The organism is Asticcacaulis sp. AC460 (assembly GCF_000495795.1).
In the GTDB taxonomy this organism is placed as follows: Bacteria; Pseudomonadota; Alphaproteobacteria; order Caulobacterales; family Caulobacteraceae; genus Asticcacaulis.
The window spans coordinates 1-14,372 of sequence record NZ_AWGD01000009.1 but is presented as its reverse complement, the minus strand read 5'-3'; the positions used below and the strand labels follow the sequence as shown (position 1 = coordinate 14,372).

Genomic DNA, 14,372 nt, shown 5'->3' with positions numbered 1-14,372 from the left:
TAAAGTGACTCATCATGCTGTCCACGCCCCTCGCCGCCGCCCTGAAGCACCGCAACATCCATTACGGCTGGGTCATGGCGGGCCTGACCTTCCTGATCATGCTGACCACGGCCTGCGCGCTGGGCGCGCCCGGCGTGCTGATGCCGGCATTGCAGAAAGAGTTCGGCTGGACGACGGCGCAGATTTCGTCGGCCCTGGCCCTGCGCCTCTTCCTGTTCGGCGCCATAGCCCCCTTCGCCGCCTGGCTGATGATGCGCTATGGCCTGCAACGGGTTGTGGCCTGCGCCCTGGCCCTGATCGTCGGCGGACTGACGCTGTCGATGGTCATGAAGGACATGTGGCAACTGGTGATTTTCTGGGGGATCTTCACCGGGGTCGGCGCCGGCATGACCGCCGTTGTCCTGGGCGCCACCGTGGCGACGCGCTGGTTCAGCCACCGCCGCGGCCTGGTCATCGGCCTGCTGACCGCTTCGTCGGCCACCGGGCAACTGGCCTTCCTGCCTCTGATCGCCCGGCTGGATGCGGCCTTCGGCTGGCGCACCGCGCTGATCCTGGTGTGCGGCCTGCTGGCCATGGCCTTCGTCCTGGTCCTGCTGCTGATGCGCGACCGTCCGTCGGATGTCGGCCTGCCGGCCTATGGCGATACAAAGGTTGACACCGCCGCCCCTGCCCAGAACCTGCAGCCGTTCACCGTGCTCAAGGAGGCGGCGAAGACCCGTACCTTCTGGGTGCTGTTCGGGACCTTCTTTATTTGCGGGGCCTCGACCAACGGCCTGATCCAGACCCACTTCGTCTCCTTCTGCGGCGACTACGGCCTGATCGCCGTCACCGCCGCCGGCGTCCTGGCGCTGATGGGGGTGTTCGACTTCATCGGCACCATCGGCTCGGGCTGGCTGTCGGATCGCTACGACTCGCGCTGGCTTCTGTTCGCCTATTACGGCCTGCGTGGCGTATCGCTGCTGTTCCTGCCCAATGCGGAGTTCACCTTCTTCGGCCTGGCGCCGTTTGCGGTCTTCTACGGCCTGGACTGGATCGCTACCGTGCCGCCGACCCTGAAACTGGCTGCGGAAAAATTCGGCAAGGACAAGGCCGGCATCGTCTTCGGCTGGATCTTCGCCGGCCACCAGCTGGGTGCGGCCAGCATCGCTTTCACCGCCGGCTTTATCCGCACCGAGTTCAACACCTACGTTCCGGCCTTCCTGATTGCCGGTTCGCTTTGCCTGCTGGCGGCGCTGCTGGCCCTGACCATCATTCGCCCGAAAGCGCAACCGGCGCCGGCTGCGGCTTGAAACCGCGCGCAACGCGTGTTAGCACCGCCGCCTTCCCGGTTCGGGAGCCCTGTCATGGGGGCGAGTAGCTCAATGGTTAGAGCCGACCGCTCATAACGGTCTGGTTGGGGGTTCGAGTCCCTCCTCGCCTACCACTTCCGAAGTCTGGTGTTGATTCCATAGAGCGACTTATGACGTTACCGCGTGAATTTTTTCAGACCGTCTGGCGCTTCAGCCTGGACCGGCGCCATCCGACCACCAGCACCCTGCGTCTGTCGGAAGACGGCCGGATCCTGGGTTACGACCACCCCAACGAGGCGCGTTGGGGTCTGGAGGACGACCTTCTGTGTTTCTACAATCTGCACGGTGAAAAAAGCGTCCGCTTCGACAACGTCAAGACGGTGGGCAAACACACCATCCTGTCGGGGAAGCACCTGCTGGGCGCGTCGCACCCGACCCTGCATCTGGAGCCTGCCATTCCCGGCATGGATCCCTGGTTTACCTGGACGTGGCGGATCTTCGAGGACAAGATCGTCAAATACGGCTGGACTATCGGCGACTACACCTACGGCACGCCGGACGTTCTCGATGAAGAATATGGCGGCCTGACGATCGGGCGCTTTTGCAGCATCGCCAAGGGCGTCAAAATCATCCTGTCGAACCATTACACGGATACCTTCAGTACCTACCCGTTCGGGACCTTGAAGGGCCTTTGGCCGGCGGCCCAGGACATTCCGGATCACGTCGACAAGGGCGAGGTGAGCATCGGATCCGACGTCTGGATCGGGGTGAATGCCGTCATCAATCCCGGCGTCACCATCGGGCACGGCGCCGTCATTGCGGCCCAGGCCGTCGTCACGAAACCGGTGCCGCCCTACGCCATTGTCGGCGGCAACCCGGCGCGGATCATCCGTTTCCGCCATGACGAAGCTACCATAGCGCGCCTGCTGGCATTGTCGTGGTGGGACTGGGAGTACGAGAAAATCCAGGCCTGCCTGCCCCATATCATGTCCGGCGACATCCTGGCGCTCGAAAAGGCCTCGGCCGCCTTCGGCGGATAAGCACCTACCACAATTACACCTTATTTCATTCAGTTCGCGTTCAGCCGCCAAGCCGTAAACCCCTATCAACGGCGAAACATTTCGCTGCCTGTGAGAGAAAGAACTGACTATGACCCGCTCCATCCTGAAAGCCCTGACCTTGTCGGCCTGCGCCGCCGCCCTGGCGATCGTTCCCGTGGCCGCTTCCGCCCAGACGGCCCAGCCCGTCTATGTCTCGCCGGCCAGCCTGCCGACCACGATCACCCTGACCGCCAATGGCGAGGTCTCGGCCGCTCCGGACAAGGCGATGGTCAGCTTCGGCGTCGTCACCCAGGCCGGCAATGCGTCGAACGCCATGAAGAACAATAATGTCAAGATGAACCAGGTCATGGCCGCGCTGAAGGCCGCCGGCATCGAGGCCAAGGACATCCAGACCTCCAGCCTGAACCTCAGCCCGCAATACGACTACAACAATAACAATGGCGGCCAGCCCAAGATCACCGGCTACCAGGCGATGAACCAGGTCACCGTGCGCGTCAACAAGCTGGACCAGACCGGTACCGTCATCGACGCCGTCCTGGCCGCCGGGGTCAACCAGATCGACAATATCAGCTTCGGCCTGAAGAACGACGACGCCCTGATGGATCAGGCCCGCACCCAGGCCGTCAAGGCCCTGACCCAGCGCGCCAACCTGTACGCCTCGGCGCTCGGGATGAAGGTCAAGCGCGTCCAGACCATCTCTGAAAGTGGTCCGGTCTATAACCACCCCATGCCAATGATGGCCATGCGCGCCGAAGCCGCCATGGACAAGTCGACCCCCGTGGCGTCGGGCGAACTGCAGCTGAGCGTCAGCGTCTCGGCGGTGTTCGAACTCGAATAGGCTACTTTCACGGTGATCCGGGGCCGCTCCGCCACAGGTGGAGCGGCCTTTTTATTTTGCGCATCGCCCCGGCGTGACAAAGCTTTAACCATCTGTTAGCTTCCAAAACGCTGTTCAGGGGCCGACAAGAACGACGGCGCCCATGGCTGGGGAGTGCCGACAAAATGTCAAAGCCTGACAAGTCCGCAGTTGCGCGTATCGCCTTAATCGCCGCCACCGGGGCCGTCGTGCTGGGGGGCGGCGTCGCCTTCCTGTCGGCCAGTGCCCAGGACAAGGCGGCCGAAACCACACCCAATCAACCCGTAGCCTATCAAAGCCTCAAGGCCGACACGGTTCAGGGAACCGATGCCGCGACGGCGGCCCAGCCGATCAATCGCGCCGTCCTGGCGGAGCCCGCGAAAACGGCTGCACCGACGCCGGCGGCCCGCACCACCTTCCGCGGCGATCTGGTCGCCGGCAAGCCCGTCCTGCTGCGCAAGCCGATGGCGCCGGCCAAGGTCGACTGGCAGGCCGCCATGAAGCAGAACGAACGCATGGAAACCCGGCAGCAGACGACCAAGGCCGTCCGCCCTGGCCTGAAGGCGCGCCTGTCGCGTCCGGATCTCGACAAGACGCGCCTGCCCGTCATCCTGCCGCGTGAAGGCGGCGTGGTCGACACGGCCAAGGCGAAGATGGTCAGCTTCGGTGACGCCTATGCCATCAACATGCCCCAGCCCAACCGCAACGGCGTCCAGGTGACCGTCTACGGCAACCGCACCTTCGTGCCCGGCGACAGCGGCGCGGTGTCCAAGCGGCCCTTCGCGCGTCTGGCCGGCGTCGCCGAGGACATCCGCATCGGCCAGATGGAGGATGGCTGGACCGCCACCTTCACGCGCTACGGTGTCGTCTATTCGATCGACGTCTCCTGCGACAGCATCAATACCCCCGACTGCAAGACCGACGCCTATATCCGCGACGTCATCGCCCAGATGGACGACGTCACCATGGGCAGCGAGGCGCAAAAGGAAGCCGAGGTCCAGGTCAAGGAAGACAGCAACTGGCTGAACCAGGTCTCCAAGACCATCAGCAACATCACCAAGGGGGGCTGAGCGTGAAAAAGACAGCATCCCTGATCCTGCTCGCCTCCCTGGCCGCCCTGACGGCCTGCGAACCGACCGGCACCGGCTCGACCTCGTCCAGCAGCAGCGCGACATCGTCGGCGTCGGAAACCGCCAGCGCCTCGGAATCGTCGTCCTCGTCGGAATCGTCGATCGCCATGGTCGACTTCCCGCACAATGCTGCCGGCGACCTGATCCCCGGCTCCGGCGCTGGCTATACCGACGTCTCCAACTGGGCGCCGGGCATGTGCTTCCCGCTGGCCGGCGCGGCCTATGCCAACAGCCAGGTCTATAATGCCGGCGGCTCCAACGGCCCGTCGGGCGGCCAATGCGCCACCGCCAACTATTCCATGCCCTGGCGTGACAATTTCTGCGAAACCCGGTCGTGGAACAATGTCGTCTGCAGCTCGGGCCAGGGCCACCAGGGCCAGGACATCCGTCCGGAAACCTGCAAGGCCAACCTGCACTGGGCCGTGGCCACCGAAGACGGCGTCATCACCCAGGTCGGCACCTATACGGTCGCCCTGACCGGCAATTCCAGCCCGCACCGCATCTATCGCTACCTGCACCTGCAGTCGGCGTCGCTGCGGGTCGCCATGGGCGACCATGTCGTCCGCGGCCAGAAGATCGGCCTGGTGTCGAACAATATGGGTGACACCCCGACCACCATCCACCTGCACTTCGAGATCCGCGTCGCCCAGGCCGAAACCATGAGTGACGGCACGCTGCTGGCCGCCAACAGCTTCGTCCCGCCCTATACGGCGCTGGTCGACGCCTATCAGCGCAAGCTGGCCGGCCCGGACTGCGCGACGGTAGAATAGTTGCTCAAATGGCGGCCATGGTGTTAGCCTCCGGGCAGGGGGCACCATGGCCGCAAAAGCACCGTTTATATTCTGGTCGTTTTTCTTTTCGACGCGCGGACGGGTGTCGCGCGTGCCGTTTGCTATATTTCAAATACCCATCCTGCTGATACTTTTCGTTGTGGCGTGGATGGTCGTCCCTCATCTGCTGCAGCAGCGCGGCGTCACGGACAAATCCTGGATGGTTGTCAGTGCCGTCAACGGCGTAGTCTCTGTTCTTCTAATGTGGCCTCGATTCTCGGTCACCGTAAAACGCCTGCACGATGTCGGATGGCCATGGTGGCCGGCTGTGCCGATTTTGCTCCCACTCCTTAACAGCCTTGCCGCCGGGGTAGCAAACTACCTGGACGCATCGAGCGATTTTCAAACCATGTATGGCCGCTGGGCAGGATTCTACTGGATCGGAAATGGCCTGGCGCTTTACGCCGTCGGACTCGTTTTCGCCTTGGCGCTTCTGCCCGGAGACCGGGACGGCAACCGGTATGGTCAGGCTCCTGGCGAGATTGCAAAAGGCGCGTCGGACATTTTCTGATGGGTTCGTCGTCGAAAATCCTGCTTTTTCTTTTTTCACCCGCTGGACGGGTGCGACGCCTATGGTTCGCGGTGACGTTCATGCTAGGCGTGGCGTTTATCTTCGTCGTCCAGACGGTAGTAGCGGGAATTGCCAATGTGGAAGCGATGCCAGAGATCGCACAGAATGCTCTCCCCCTCGCCGCGGGCTATGTCCTTGGCGTGGCGAGTGCGCGCCGCTTGCATGATGCGGGTTGGTCTGGATGGTTGGTTGCCCCGGCAGCTATACCCTTGCTGTACACCATCGCCGGTTCATTGTTCGGACAGCCCGTTCAGGACCTGAACCACATCGTCCCGGTCTTCGTAATAGGCAACTGGATCAGCGGCTTGTAGCTACTTCTCTGTATCGCCTTATGTTTCGTTCCCGGCAATAACGGGGCCAATCGCTATGGTCCCGATCCGCGGCGGCCGGAAACCGCCGCAGATCAATTTTGAACCCTATTTCGCCTTCTTACCGGCGACCAGACGGATCGCCATGCCGCCACCGGGCGCCAGGCGGATCTTCAGCGTATCCGCTGCCGTCACAGTCTTGCTTTCGATGACGATATCGAAGCGGGCATCGCCCTCCATGCCGGCATTGGGACCGTCGCGATAAATCTGCGCCGTATAGCTGCGGCCGGGCTCCAGGAAGCCCAGCGGCACCGCGACATCGCGCGCCTGCTCGTCCGTCACGGCGCCGACATACCAGTTGTCCGACGCCTTGTCCTTGCGGGCGATAGTGGCGAAGTCGCCGATCTCGCCGTTCAGCATGACGGTTTGCTCCCAGTCGACCGGCACGTCCTTTATAAACTGGAACGGCTTGGGGTACTTGGCGTAGTTCTCGGGCAGGTCGGCCGCCATCTGGATCGGCGAGTACAGCACCACATACAGCGCCAATTGCTTGGCCTGGGTCGAGGGGATGGGCTTGCCCTGCCCCTGCAGGCTCAGGATACCCGGCGTAAAATCCATCGGTCCGGTCAGCATCCGGGTGAAGATCAGGTTGGCCTCGTGCTCGGGCGGATTCTGCGGGTCGCCCCAGGCATTGTATTCCATGCCGCGCTGGCCTTCGCGCGACACCCAGTTGGGATAGGTCCGGCGCAGGCCGGTGTCCTTGATCGGTTCATGGGTGTCGATGGCGATATGGTGCTTGGCCGCCTCGGTCACGGTCAGCTCGAAATGACGCACCATCTCCTGGCTGTCGTTCCAGGCATAACGGATCGAGCCATCCGGCCCCTTGACCCGTGCCCCACCGGCATCGACGACATAGCCGGTCTTGACCGAATCGACCTTGTACTTTTCGTACAGGGCGAAGCCGTCCGCCATCTGCGGCTCGTAATTGGCGACATTGCCCGAGGTCTCGTGGTGACCGATCAGGTGAACGCCCTTCTTCAGGCCGTAGGCCGAGATATCCGCCAGGTCGAAATCGGGATAGGATTGCGTGAAGGAGAAGTTGAACCCCTTGCCGAACCAGTCTTCCCAGCCCTTGTTCCAGCCCTCGACCAGCACGCCGCGGAAGCCGTTCTGGGCGGCGAAGTCCATATAGGCCTTGGTATGCTCGGTCGTCGCGCCATGGCGCGGGCCGGCTTCCCAGGTCCAGGTGTTGAGGTGCATGCCCCACCAGATGCCGACATATTTGTACGGCTTCACCCACGACACATCGCCCAGCTTGTTGGGCTCGTTGAGGTTCAGGATCAGGTCTGAACCGTTATAGAGCGCCGCCGCAGAATCCGTGATCTGCATAGTCCGCCACGGCGTGGTGAACGGCGCCTCACGCACCACTGGCGCGCCCAGGGCCGACGGCGCCAGGCGTGTCTTCAACCGCTGACCATCGACGCGGCGCAGCCAATAGCCGGCATAGTCGACCAGGGCGGCTTCGTGGAATGAGATGTAGATACCCTTGTCGGTCTTCAGGGTCATCGGGCTTTGGGCCTCGCTGACCTCTTTCAGCGGGGTTTCCTTGTAAACATATTCCTCGCGGTTCCACTCGCCGGCGACAGCCCACCAGGCGGTTGCCGGATCGGCCACGGCGAACTCGGTCAGTTCGTCCATGATCTCGACCTTTTCGAGCGGCGCCTGATCCGGAAATTCGTAGCGGAAGCCCACGCCATCGTCATAGATACGGAAGACCACGGCCATCTTGCGATTGTCCCAGGTCGGCTGGGCGACATCGACGCGCAGTTCGTTATAGTGGTTGCGGACATGGCTGCGCTCACCCCACGGCAGGTCCCAGGTCTCGTCGTGGCTGCTGACGGCACTCTTGTCGAAAACGAAATAGCGGTCCAGCTTGGGGGCATTGGCAAGGATAAACCCCAGCCGCGACGGTTCGATCACCGGCTGGCCGTTGCGCAGCACCTGATAGGCCAGGTTGCCGTCCCCCGTCAGCATGACATCGACATGCAGCACCTTGTCCGGCGAATCGGCCGAACCCACGGTCTGGTACTTCGCTACACCCTGGGTACTTTGCGATACGTCGACGGCGGGTGCGACGTCCTGGGCCATGGCACCGGAGGAAAACACCCCCATCATGGCCACAGCCAGGGTCATGACCGATACGGAACGGGCGAACTTCATGGTGGCTTCCTCTGACGCTTATTATTTGGTTGACGCAGGGATAATCGATCCTTGGAAGCGGTAACAGACCCCGGTGTCATGAATACGTATTCCGGAACCGGGTTTTCCGGTCTTGCCCTGATCCGGGCTTTGCGGATAGGTAGCGCCATGACCGACCTTACCCTTTCGCCCAACCTGTCGCGGCTGTTCGTCACCGAGATCTACCGCGCCGACCTGACCAAGGTCGCCGGCTTCAACGCCACGCTCGACGAGCTGGAGGACACCTGCCGCGGCATGGCCGACGATGATGAAACCGGCCAGGACTGGAGCCAGAAGCATGGCTATCTCGGCTACACCTCCTATGCCTCGATCGAAGACGTCTCCAAACACGCCTCGGTGTTCGAGGACCTGAAGCGCCAGCTCGACATCCACGTCAATACCTACGCCACCCAGATCGAGCTGGACCTCAACAACCGCAAGCTCAAACTGGTGTCGATGTGGATCAACATCCTGGACCAGTACGGCACCCATTCGGGGCATATCCACCCACACTGCGCCGTGTCGGGCACCTTCTATGTTTCGGTCCCGCCAGGCGCCAGCGCCATCAAGTTCGAGGACCCGCGCCTGCCCCAGATGATGGCGGCACCGCTGCGCCGCCTCTCCGGCCGCCCGGACCGTCAGAACTTCATCAGCTTCCAACCGCTGCGTGGCACTCTGTTGCTGTGGGAAAGCTGGCTGCGCCATGAGGTGCCGATCAATCTCAGCGAAGAGCCGCGCATTTCGATCAGTTTCAACTATGCTTAGGGTCCTGCTCGTCGGATACGGCTATGGCGGCCGGATTATTCACGCCCCGCTGATCAAGGCGGCCGGCCTGGACCTGGCCGGTATGGTCTCCAGCCGCCGCGACGAGATCGCCACCGCCTGGCCGGATACGGCCGTCTTCTCTGACCTGGCGACCGCCCTGAACCATGGCGAATTCGACCTCGCCGTCATCTGCACGCCCAATGACACCCATGCCGGCCTGGCGGCCCATGCGCTGGACGCCGGACTTCATCTGGTCATCGACAAGCCCTTCGCCGTTGACACAGCCGAGGCCGGCGCCATCGCCGACCACGCCGCCCAAACCGGCCGTATCGTCACGGCTTTCCAGAACCGCCGCTGGGACGGCCATATCCTGACCGCCCGCAAGCTGCTGGCCGAGGGAGCCTTTGGCAGGATAAGCGACGCTACGCTGAGCTATGACCGCGTCCGCGTGGTCAACCCGGCGCGCTGGGGCGATAATGAGCGTCGCGGCTCGGGCATCTGGCTCAATCTCGGCTCCCACCTGGTCGACCAGGCGGTGCACCTGTTCGGCAAGCCCAGCACCCTCATGGCCGATATCTTTCCGCAGCGTGTGGGCGCAGTGGTCGATGACTGCTTCCACGTTATCCTGGGCTATCAAGACTTCCGCGTCACCCTGCGCGCCTGCATGACCACACCGGCCCCCTCGCCCGTTATCGCCATCCACGGCGCTAAAGGCAGCTTCGTGAAATTCGGCGAGGACACCCAGGAAGCCATGCTGAAAACTGGCCGCGTACCCGGCGGCGAAGGCTGGGGCATCGATCCCGTTCCGGCGCGGTTTACCCCGGCCGAAGGCGAAACCGTCGGCGATGCCCGTGACATCGAATCCGGCCCGGGCGATTACGGCGCCTTCTACACGGCAATGGCGGCCGCTATCCGCGACGGTGCGCCACCACCCGTCGCCATAGCTGACACCCTGCTGGTACAACACCTGCTCGACCTGGGCATGCAAAGCGCCCGTGACGGCCGCCGGCTGGAGGTGTACCCATGATCGGCACCGCCCTGATCGGTTTCGGCTATGCCGGCAAGACCATCCATTCACCGCTGATCCGCGCCGCCCAAGGCCTGGACCTGACCACGATCGTCTCCTCCCGCCCCGATGATGTCCACGCCGCCGTGACCGACGTGCGCGTGACAAATTTCGAAGACGCTCTGGCCGATCCGGCCATCGAACTGGTGGTCATCGCCACCCCCAACGACCTTCATGCGCCCCAAGCCCACGCGGCGCTCCATGCCGGCAAGCATGTGGTCGTCGACAAGCCCTTCTGCCTCGACGTGGCGCAAGGCCAGGCCCTGGTCGACCACGCCAGCCGCGCCGGCAAACTGCTGTCGGTCTTTCATTGCCGCCGCTGGGACAGCAATTTCCTGACCTACAGCCGTATTCGCGACCGCCTGGGTGCACCCTATCAAGTCGTTTTACGTTACGACCGCTGGCGGCCCGAGGTGCGCAACCGCTGGCGCGAACGCGACGGTCCGGGCTCCGGCATCTGGTTCGACCTGGGCTCACACCTGATCGACCAGGCCCTGACCTTGTTCGGCTGGCCGCAAGCCATCACCGCCGACATCACCCCCCAACGCCCCGGTGCCCAAACCGACGATTTCTTCCATGCCACGCTATTCTACGGTCCGCTGCGGGTGATCCTGCATTCCAGCATGATGACGCTCAGTGTCGGCCCGGCGTTCGAGGTCCAGGCCGACAAGGGCGCCTTCATCAAATACGGCATGGACCCGCAGGAAGACATGCTGAAGGCGGGCCGCACGCCAGGTGACGACGGCTGGGGCGGCGATCGTGACGGCCACCTTACGGACATTTCCGGAAAAACGGAATCTATCGTCAGTGCGCCCGGCAACTACCTCGCCTACTACCAGGCGATCGCCCGCGCCATCTCGGCCGGCGAACCCAACCCGGTCCCGGCCACAGACGCGCTGAAAGTCATGCAGGTGATCGAAGCCGGCTTCCGCAGCGCCCGCGAAGGCCGCCGCATTGCCTTATAACGGCAGGATACGGCGCTTCTTCGAGAAGCTCATATAGCCGATATTGGCGCCCAGCCGGAACCCGACCCCGGCGCGGATCGGCGTCAGCACAATGCCTTCGGCGCGCTGATAGGTCACGCCCAATCCGCCGATGAAATAGGCCGAACCTTCGACACCCGGGAAGCGGCGGTACATATAGATCGGCTCACGCAGGTTATAGACCAGCGAGAAGACGCGCGACGCATTGGCCCCGGTGTCGAAGCCGATCGACGGCCCTTGCCAGTACAGGTGCACCGGATCGGGTGTTTCCTTCATGAACAGGTTGCCCTTGCCGTAGCGCACCCCGATGCCGACCGAGCCCGAGGCCTCTTCGCCGGCGATATAGGCGGTCGGATGCTCGCCATAATCGGCGAAAATCTTTTCCAGCGCCCCGCCCAGGGCTTCGACGGTGACGCCCAGAAAATCGGATCCGGCGGCCAGGATCTCATCGCGGCTATAGGTGCTGGCCTTGCCTTCGCCTTCGCTTTCCGGCGCGGGTTCAACGGCCCCATCCTGAGCATGAACCAGGCCGGGAATCAGCGGAAGGGCGGTTGCAGCCATACCGGCGGCGATGAAATGACGGCGCTGCATAAGCGACTCTCCTGACAGGACAAGGGATCGGTCGCCGTATGCTTAAGGTATGATTTACCAATAAATCCTTACGCGCCCATCCCGTTATCGTGACATTGCCAGCGCGCTGTGTCGCGATTGAGGCGAGGTCCCGCCGCAACTTCGCCCCAATGGTGAACGCCGGTTCGACAGGCGTCACGACCTGTGGCATGCTGAGGCAACAAGAGGGGAAAGACATGGATAGGACTTTCGGCCAGCCGCGCAAATCTCCGGTGCCGCCCGCCCTGCTTGTTGCGGTAGCCTATGGCTTGGGCCTGGGTTTGTTTTTCGTCCGTCAGTCAGTCTCCTGCGCCGGCCTGACGATCGAGACAATGGCGGGCCTCTGCCTGTGCCTGGGGGTTCTGGTCTTGACCGGACTGATAGGCGTATTTGCGAAGCACCGGCTGATCTGGATGGCGCCCTTGCTGCTTTGGGTTGCCTTGCAACTGCTCTCCATCTCCGGCGTGGCCACCTCTTACGTCGGCGTCGAAGGCCATTCCGGCTGTGGCGTGGTTTAGGCTCGGCTCATGGACAGAACTTTCGGAAAATTACCGCCCGCCCCCATACCTGCCTTATGGCCTGTACTCGCCGCATACCTTCTGATCCCAAGCCTGATGCTTGTCGGAAGCCGACTATCGGTTTATCGCCCGTATTGCGAACAACAGAGCACAGCGGAACTCGCCAACCTTGCCATTCACACCGTGCTCATTTTCAGCTGTACAGTTTACGTGGCGATCTACAAACGACGCATCGGCTGGATGATACCACCGCTGGTGCTGCTCGCCCTTCTGATATCTGCCTACATATTCAACGCGCAAAGTGGGTTTCCGCGCATGGTCGACGGCGTTTGCTTTGTGAATTACTGAGCGTTTGAACGCTACTTCCGCTCCGCCGCCGTCTTGTCACGGGCAGCCTTGAACTCCGAAGAGTCGCGCCAGGTCGGCCACAAGTCCGAATTGGCCAGCGCATAGCCGATGCGATAATACAGGGTCACATCCTCGACCATCCCCGACAGGTCCCACTTGGCCGACCATTCGTCATTGGCCTGGTGATAGCGTTTCTCTTCATAGTCCTCATGCGCCGCACGGCCGGCAGCGACTCCGCCCTTGACCATGTCATCGCCCGAATGCGCATCCAGCATCGGCACGCCGCGCTTGACGAACGGGAAATGGTCGGACCGGAAGAAGCCACCCGCCTCCGGCGTCGGCTCGGGCACTACCGTACGATTCTGACCGGCGGCGTAGAGTTTCAGCATGTCCTCCAGCGACGACTGGCCATAGCCGGTTACGGCGACGTCACGGGTCCGGCCGCTGACGTTCAAGGCGTCCATATTGATGCCTGCCACGGTCTTGCTCAGCGGATAGACCGGATTGCTGGCATAATATTCCGAACCCAGCAAACCGCTTTCCTCGGCGGTAAAGGCGATCATCACCACGCTGCGCTGGGGCTTGGGGCCCTTGCCATAGGTGCGCGCCAACTCCAGCAGGGCGGCGATCCCGGTGCCGTTATCGACGGCGCCGTTGAAGATAGCATCGCCATCGGCGTCCGGCGTTCCGGTCCCGAGATGGTCCCAGTGACCGCCATAGACGATGGTTTCGTCCGGCCGGCTGGTGCCTGGCAGGCGGGCGATGACGTTTCGGGTAACGATCTCCGTCGCATTGACCTTGTAGCTGCCGTTCAGTGTCGCGCTCAGTTCCACCGGCTTGAAATCCTTCGACCGGGCAGCAACCCGCAGCGCGCCCAGGTCCTGGCCCGAGGCGGCGAACAGTTTCTGCGCCGTATCCAGGCTGATCCACGACTCCAGTTTCGGGCTGGTGGCCGACGGGTCGGGGCGGACGATGTCGAACTTCGGCCCGGTGTTGGAATTTTTCACCGTCGCCCAGCCGTAGGAGGCGGCATCGGCATCGTGGATGATCATAACGCCGGCGGCGCCGCGGCGGGCGGCCTCCTCGTACTTGTAGGTCCAGCGGCCGTAATAGGTCATGGCCTTGCCGTTGAAAGTGTTCAGCGTCGGCTCCGGGAAATCCGGGTCGTTGATCAGCACGACGATGATCTTGCCCCTGACGTCGACGCCTTTGAAATCGTCCCAGCCGCGTTCCGGCGCGGTCACGCCATAGCCGACAAAGACGATCGGGGTCTTGGCGAAGCTGACATCCGACGTGGTGCCCCGCGTCGAAACAGTAATCTCCTCGCCCTGGCGCAGGTCCAGGGTCGAGCCATCGGCAAAGGCCAGGTTGACCTTGGGATCGACGACCTTGAACTGGCGCAGGTGGACGTCCTGGGTCCATTTGCCGTCGGGACCACCGGGCTCAAAGCCGGCGGCCGCAAAGCCCTTGGTCAGAAAGTCGATCGTCTTCTGTTCGGCCGGGGTGGTGATACCGCGGCCGGCATAGGCGTCGGAGGAAACGACCCTGATGTCCTGGGAGATGCGCGTGGCGCTGATCACCGGCTGGGCCAGGGACGGCATGGCGACAATCAGGGCGGCGGACGCCAGCAGCACGGACTTGAACATGGAAACCTCCGGAAAGCTCAGGCGGCGAATGCTAGAAGCTGCACCGCCGGTGTCAAGGACATCCTTTCGAATGTAACGAAATCCTCCTTACTCTTACCGTAAAAATCTAACACAGGCGGAATTTACAAGCTCCCTCCTCCCTACGAAGTGGGGA

At 62.7% G+C, this 14,372-nt stretch carries 15 protein-coding genes and 1 tRNA gene; 13 read left to right on the top strand and 3 right to left on the bottom strand.

Translation table 11 applies throughout. The features are described 5' to 3' along the window. Positions 1-14: 14 nt before the first annotated feature. The 8 genes from ABAC460_RS30205 to ABAC460_RS30175 all read left to right on the top strand — a co-directional run bounded on the left by ABAC460_RS30205 (position 15) and on the right by ABAC460_RS30175 (position 6,048). Positions 15-1,289, top strand: a complete 1,275-nt coding sequence (locus tag ABAC460_RS30205) for an MFS transporter (RefSeq protein ID WP_023452350.1) — start codon at positions 15-17, stop codon at positions 1,287-1,289. A gap of 58 nt (positions 1,290-1,347) precedes the next feature. After that, positions 1,348-1,423 (top strand) — tRNA-Ile (locus tag ABAC460_RS30200). A 36-nt stretch (positions 1,424-1,459) separates the two neighbouring features. Continuing rightward, complete coding sequence (locus tag ABAC460_RS51110) at positions 1,460-2,329, top strand: CatB-related O-acetyltransferase (RefSeq protein WP_023452349.1); 870 nt, start codon at positions 1,460-1,462, stop codon at positions 2,327-2,329. Positions 2,330-2,438: 109 nt separating this feature from the next. Beyond that, complete coding sequence (locus ABAC460_RS30195; RefSeq protein ID WP_023452348.1) at positions 2,439-3,188, top strand: SIMPL domain-containing protein; 750 nt, start codon at positions 2,439-2,441, stop codon at positions 3,186-3,188. A 164-nt stretch (positions 3,189-3,352) separates the two neighbouring features. Next, entirely contained in the window at positions 3,353-4,276 is a 924-nt protein-coding gene (locus ABAC460_RS30190) for a hypothetical protein (protein ID WP_023452347.1), read from the top strand. A 2-nt stretch (positions 4,277-4,278) separates the two neighbouring features. Further along, complete coding sequence (locus ABAC460_RS30185) at positions 4,279-5,106, top strand: M23 family metallopeptidase (RefSeq protein ID WP_023452346.1); 828 nt, start codon at positions 4,279-4,281, stop codon at positions 5,104-5,106. 46 nt (positions 5,107-5,152) lie between these two features. Continuing rightward, positions 5,153-5,677 (top strand): DUF805 domain-containing protein, encoded by a 525-nt coding sequence (locus tag ABAC460_RS30180; RefSeq protein WP_023452345.1) that lies wholly within the window; start codon positions 5,153-5,155, stop codon positions 5,675-5,677. Beyond that, the gene (locus ABAC460_RS30175; protein ID WP_023452344.1) at positions 5,677-6,048 is read left to right on the top strand and encodes a DUF805 domain-containing protein; all 372 of its coding nucleotides are present in this window, start codon (positions 5,677-5,679) and stop codon (positions 6,046-6,048) included. The genes ABAC460_RS30180 and ABAC460_RS30175 overlap by 1 nt, the downstream gene beginning before the upstream one ends. Positions 6,049-6,153: 105 nt before the next feature. Here ABAC460_RS30175 and ABAC460_RS30170 read toward each other — a convergent pair whose 3' ends face one another. Then, positions 6,154-8,265 (bottom strand): glycoside hydrolase family 97 protein, encoded by a 2,112-nt coding sequence (locus ABAC460_RS30170; protein ID WP_023452343.1) that lies wholly within the window; start codon positions 8,263-8,265, stop codon positions 6,154-6,156. A 147-nt stretch (positions 8,266-8,412) separates the two neighbouring features. Between ABAC460_RS30170 and ABAC460_RS30165 the strand changes: the two genes are divergently transcribed. From ABAC460_RS30165 to ABAC460_RS30155, 3 genes are read left to right on the top strand one after another with little or no spacing between them, the layout of a single operon-like run. Continuing rightward, positions 8,413-9,048 carry a TIGR02466 family protein gene (locus ABAC460_RS30165; protein ID WP_023452342.1) on the top strand — a complete coding sequence of 212 codons (636 nt, stop codon included), beginning with the start codon at positions 8,413-8,415 and terminating at the stop codon, positions 9,046-9,048. Next, positions 9,041-10,075, top strand: a complete 1,035-nt coding sequence (locus tag ABAC460_RS30160) for a Gfo/Idh/MocA family oxidoreductase (RefSeq protein WP_023452341.1) — start codon at positions 9,041-9,043, stop codon at positions 10,073-10,075. The genes ABAC460_RS30165 and ABAC460_RS30160 overlap by 8 nt, the downstream gene beginning before the upstream one ends. Further along, positions 10,072-11,079, top strand: coding sequence for an oxidoreductase (locus ABAC460_RS30155; RefSeq protein ID WP_023452340.1), 1,008 nt, complete (start codon positions 10,072-10,074; stop codon positions 11,077-11,079). Before ABAC460_RS30160 ends, ABAC460_RS30155 begins: the two co-directional genes overlap by 4 nt. Here the strand turns inward: ABAC460_RS30155 and ABAC460_RS30150 are convergent. Next, positions 11,074-11,688, bottom strand: a complete 615-nt coding sequence (locus ABAC460_RS30150) for a DUF1134 domain-containing protein (protein ID WP_023452339.1) — start codon at positions 11,686-11,688, stop codon at positions 11,074-11,076. The two genes, ABAC460_RS30155 and ABAC460_RS30150, sit on opposite strands and share 6 nt — an antisense overlap. 215 nt (positions 11,689-11,903) lie before the next feature. Here ABAC460_RS30150 and ABAC460_RS30145 point away from each other — a divergent pair, with 215 nt between their 5' ends. Next, positions 11,904-12,224: a hypothetical protein gene (locus tag ABAC460_RS30145; protein WP_155914585.1), complete on the top strand. Its 321-nt coding sequence runs from the start codon at positions 11,904-11,906 to the stop codon at positions 12,222-12,224. A gap of 9 nt (positions 12,225-12,233) precedes the next feature. Next, on the top strand, positions 12,234-12,572 hold the full coding sequence (locus ABAC460_RS30140; RefSeq protein WP_023452337.1) for a hypothetical protein: 339 nt from the start codon (positions 12,234-12,236) through the stop codon (positions 12,570-12,572). Positions 12,573-12,583: 11 nt separating this feature from the next. Here ABAC460_RS30140 and ABAC460_RS30135 read toward each other — a convergent pair whose 3' ends face one another. Further along, positions 12,584-14,218 carry a M28 family metallopeptidase gene (locus tag ABAC460_RS30135; RefSeq protein ID WP_023452336.1) on the bottom strand — a complete coding sequence of 545 codons (1,635 nt, stop codon included), beginning with the start codon at positions 14,216-14,218 and terminating at the stop codon, positions 12,584-12,586. Positions 14,219-14,372 lie beyond the last annotated feature (154 nt).

What these genes read in the sequence shown, in the direction of transcription:
- ABAC460_RS30205 (WP_023452350.1), top strand. Translation starts at nt 15, where the DNA reads ATGCTGTCCACGCCCCTCGCCGCCGCCCTGAAGCACCGCAACATCCAT.
- ABAC460_RS51110 (WP_023452349.1), top strand. Translation starts at nt 1,460, where the DNA reads ATGACGTTACCGCGTGAATTTTTTCAGACCGTCTGGCGCTTCAGCCTG.
- ABAC460_RS30195 (WP_023452348.1), top strand. Translation starts at nt 2,439, where the DNA reads ATGACCCGCTCCATCCTGAAAGCCCTGACCTTGTCGGCCTGCGCCGCC.
- ABAC460_RS30190 (WP_023452347.1), top strand. Translation starts at nt 3,353, where the DNA reads ATGTCAAAGCCTGACAAGTCCGCAGTTGCGCGTATCGCCTTAATCGCC.
- ABAC460_RS30180 (WP_023452345.1), top strand. Translation starts at nt 5,153, where the DNA reads ATGGCCGCAAAAGCACCGTTTATATTCTGGTCGTTTTTCTTTTCGACG.
- ABAC460_RS30175 (WP_023452344.1), top strand. Translation starts at nt 5,677, where the DNA reads ATGGGTTCGTCGTCGAAAATCCTGCTTTTTCTTTTTTCACCCGCTGGA.
- ABAC460_RS30170 (WP_023452343.1), bottom strand. Translation starts at nt 8,265, where the DNA reads ATGAAGTTCGCCCGTTCCGTATCGGTCATGACCCTGGCTGTGGCCATG.
- ABAC460_RS30165 (WP_023452342.1), top strand. Translation starts at nt 8,413, where the DNA reads ATGACCGACCTTACCCTTTCGCCCAACCTGTCGCGGCTGTTCGTCACC.
- ABAC460_RS30160 (WP_023452341.1), top strand. Translation starts at nt 9,041, where the DNA reads ATGCTTAGGGTCCTGCTCGTCGGATACGGCTATGGCGGCCGGATTATT.
- ABAC460_RS30155 (WP_023452340.1), top strand. Translation starts at nt 10,072, where the DNA reads ATGATCGGCACCGCCCTGATCGGTTTCGGCTATGCCGGCAAGACCATC.
- ABAC460_RS30150 (WP_023452339.1), bottom strand. Translation starts at nt 11,688, where the DNA reads ATGCAGCGCCGTCATTTCATCGCCGCCGGTATGGCTGCAACCGCCCTT.
- ABAC460_RS30145 (WP_155914585.1), top strand. Translation starts at nt 11,904, where the DNA reads ATGGATAGGACTTTCGGCCAGCCGCGCAAATCTCCGGTGCCGCCCGCC.
- ABAC460_RS30140 (WP_023452337.1), top strand. Translation starts at nt 12,234, where the DNA reads ATGGACAGAACTTTCGGAAAATTACCGCCCGCCCCCATACCTGCCTTA.
- ABAC460_RS30135 (WP_023452336.1), bottom strand. Translation starts at nt 14,218, where the DNA reads ATGTTCAAGTCCGTGCTGCTGGCGTCCGCCGCCCTGATTGTCGCCATG.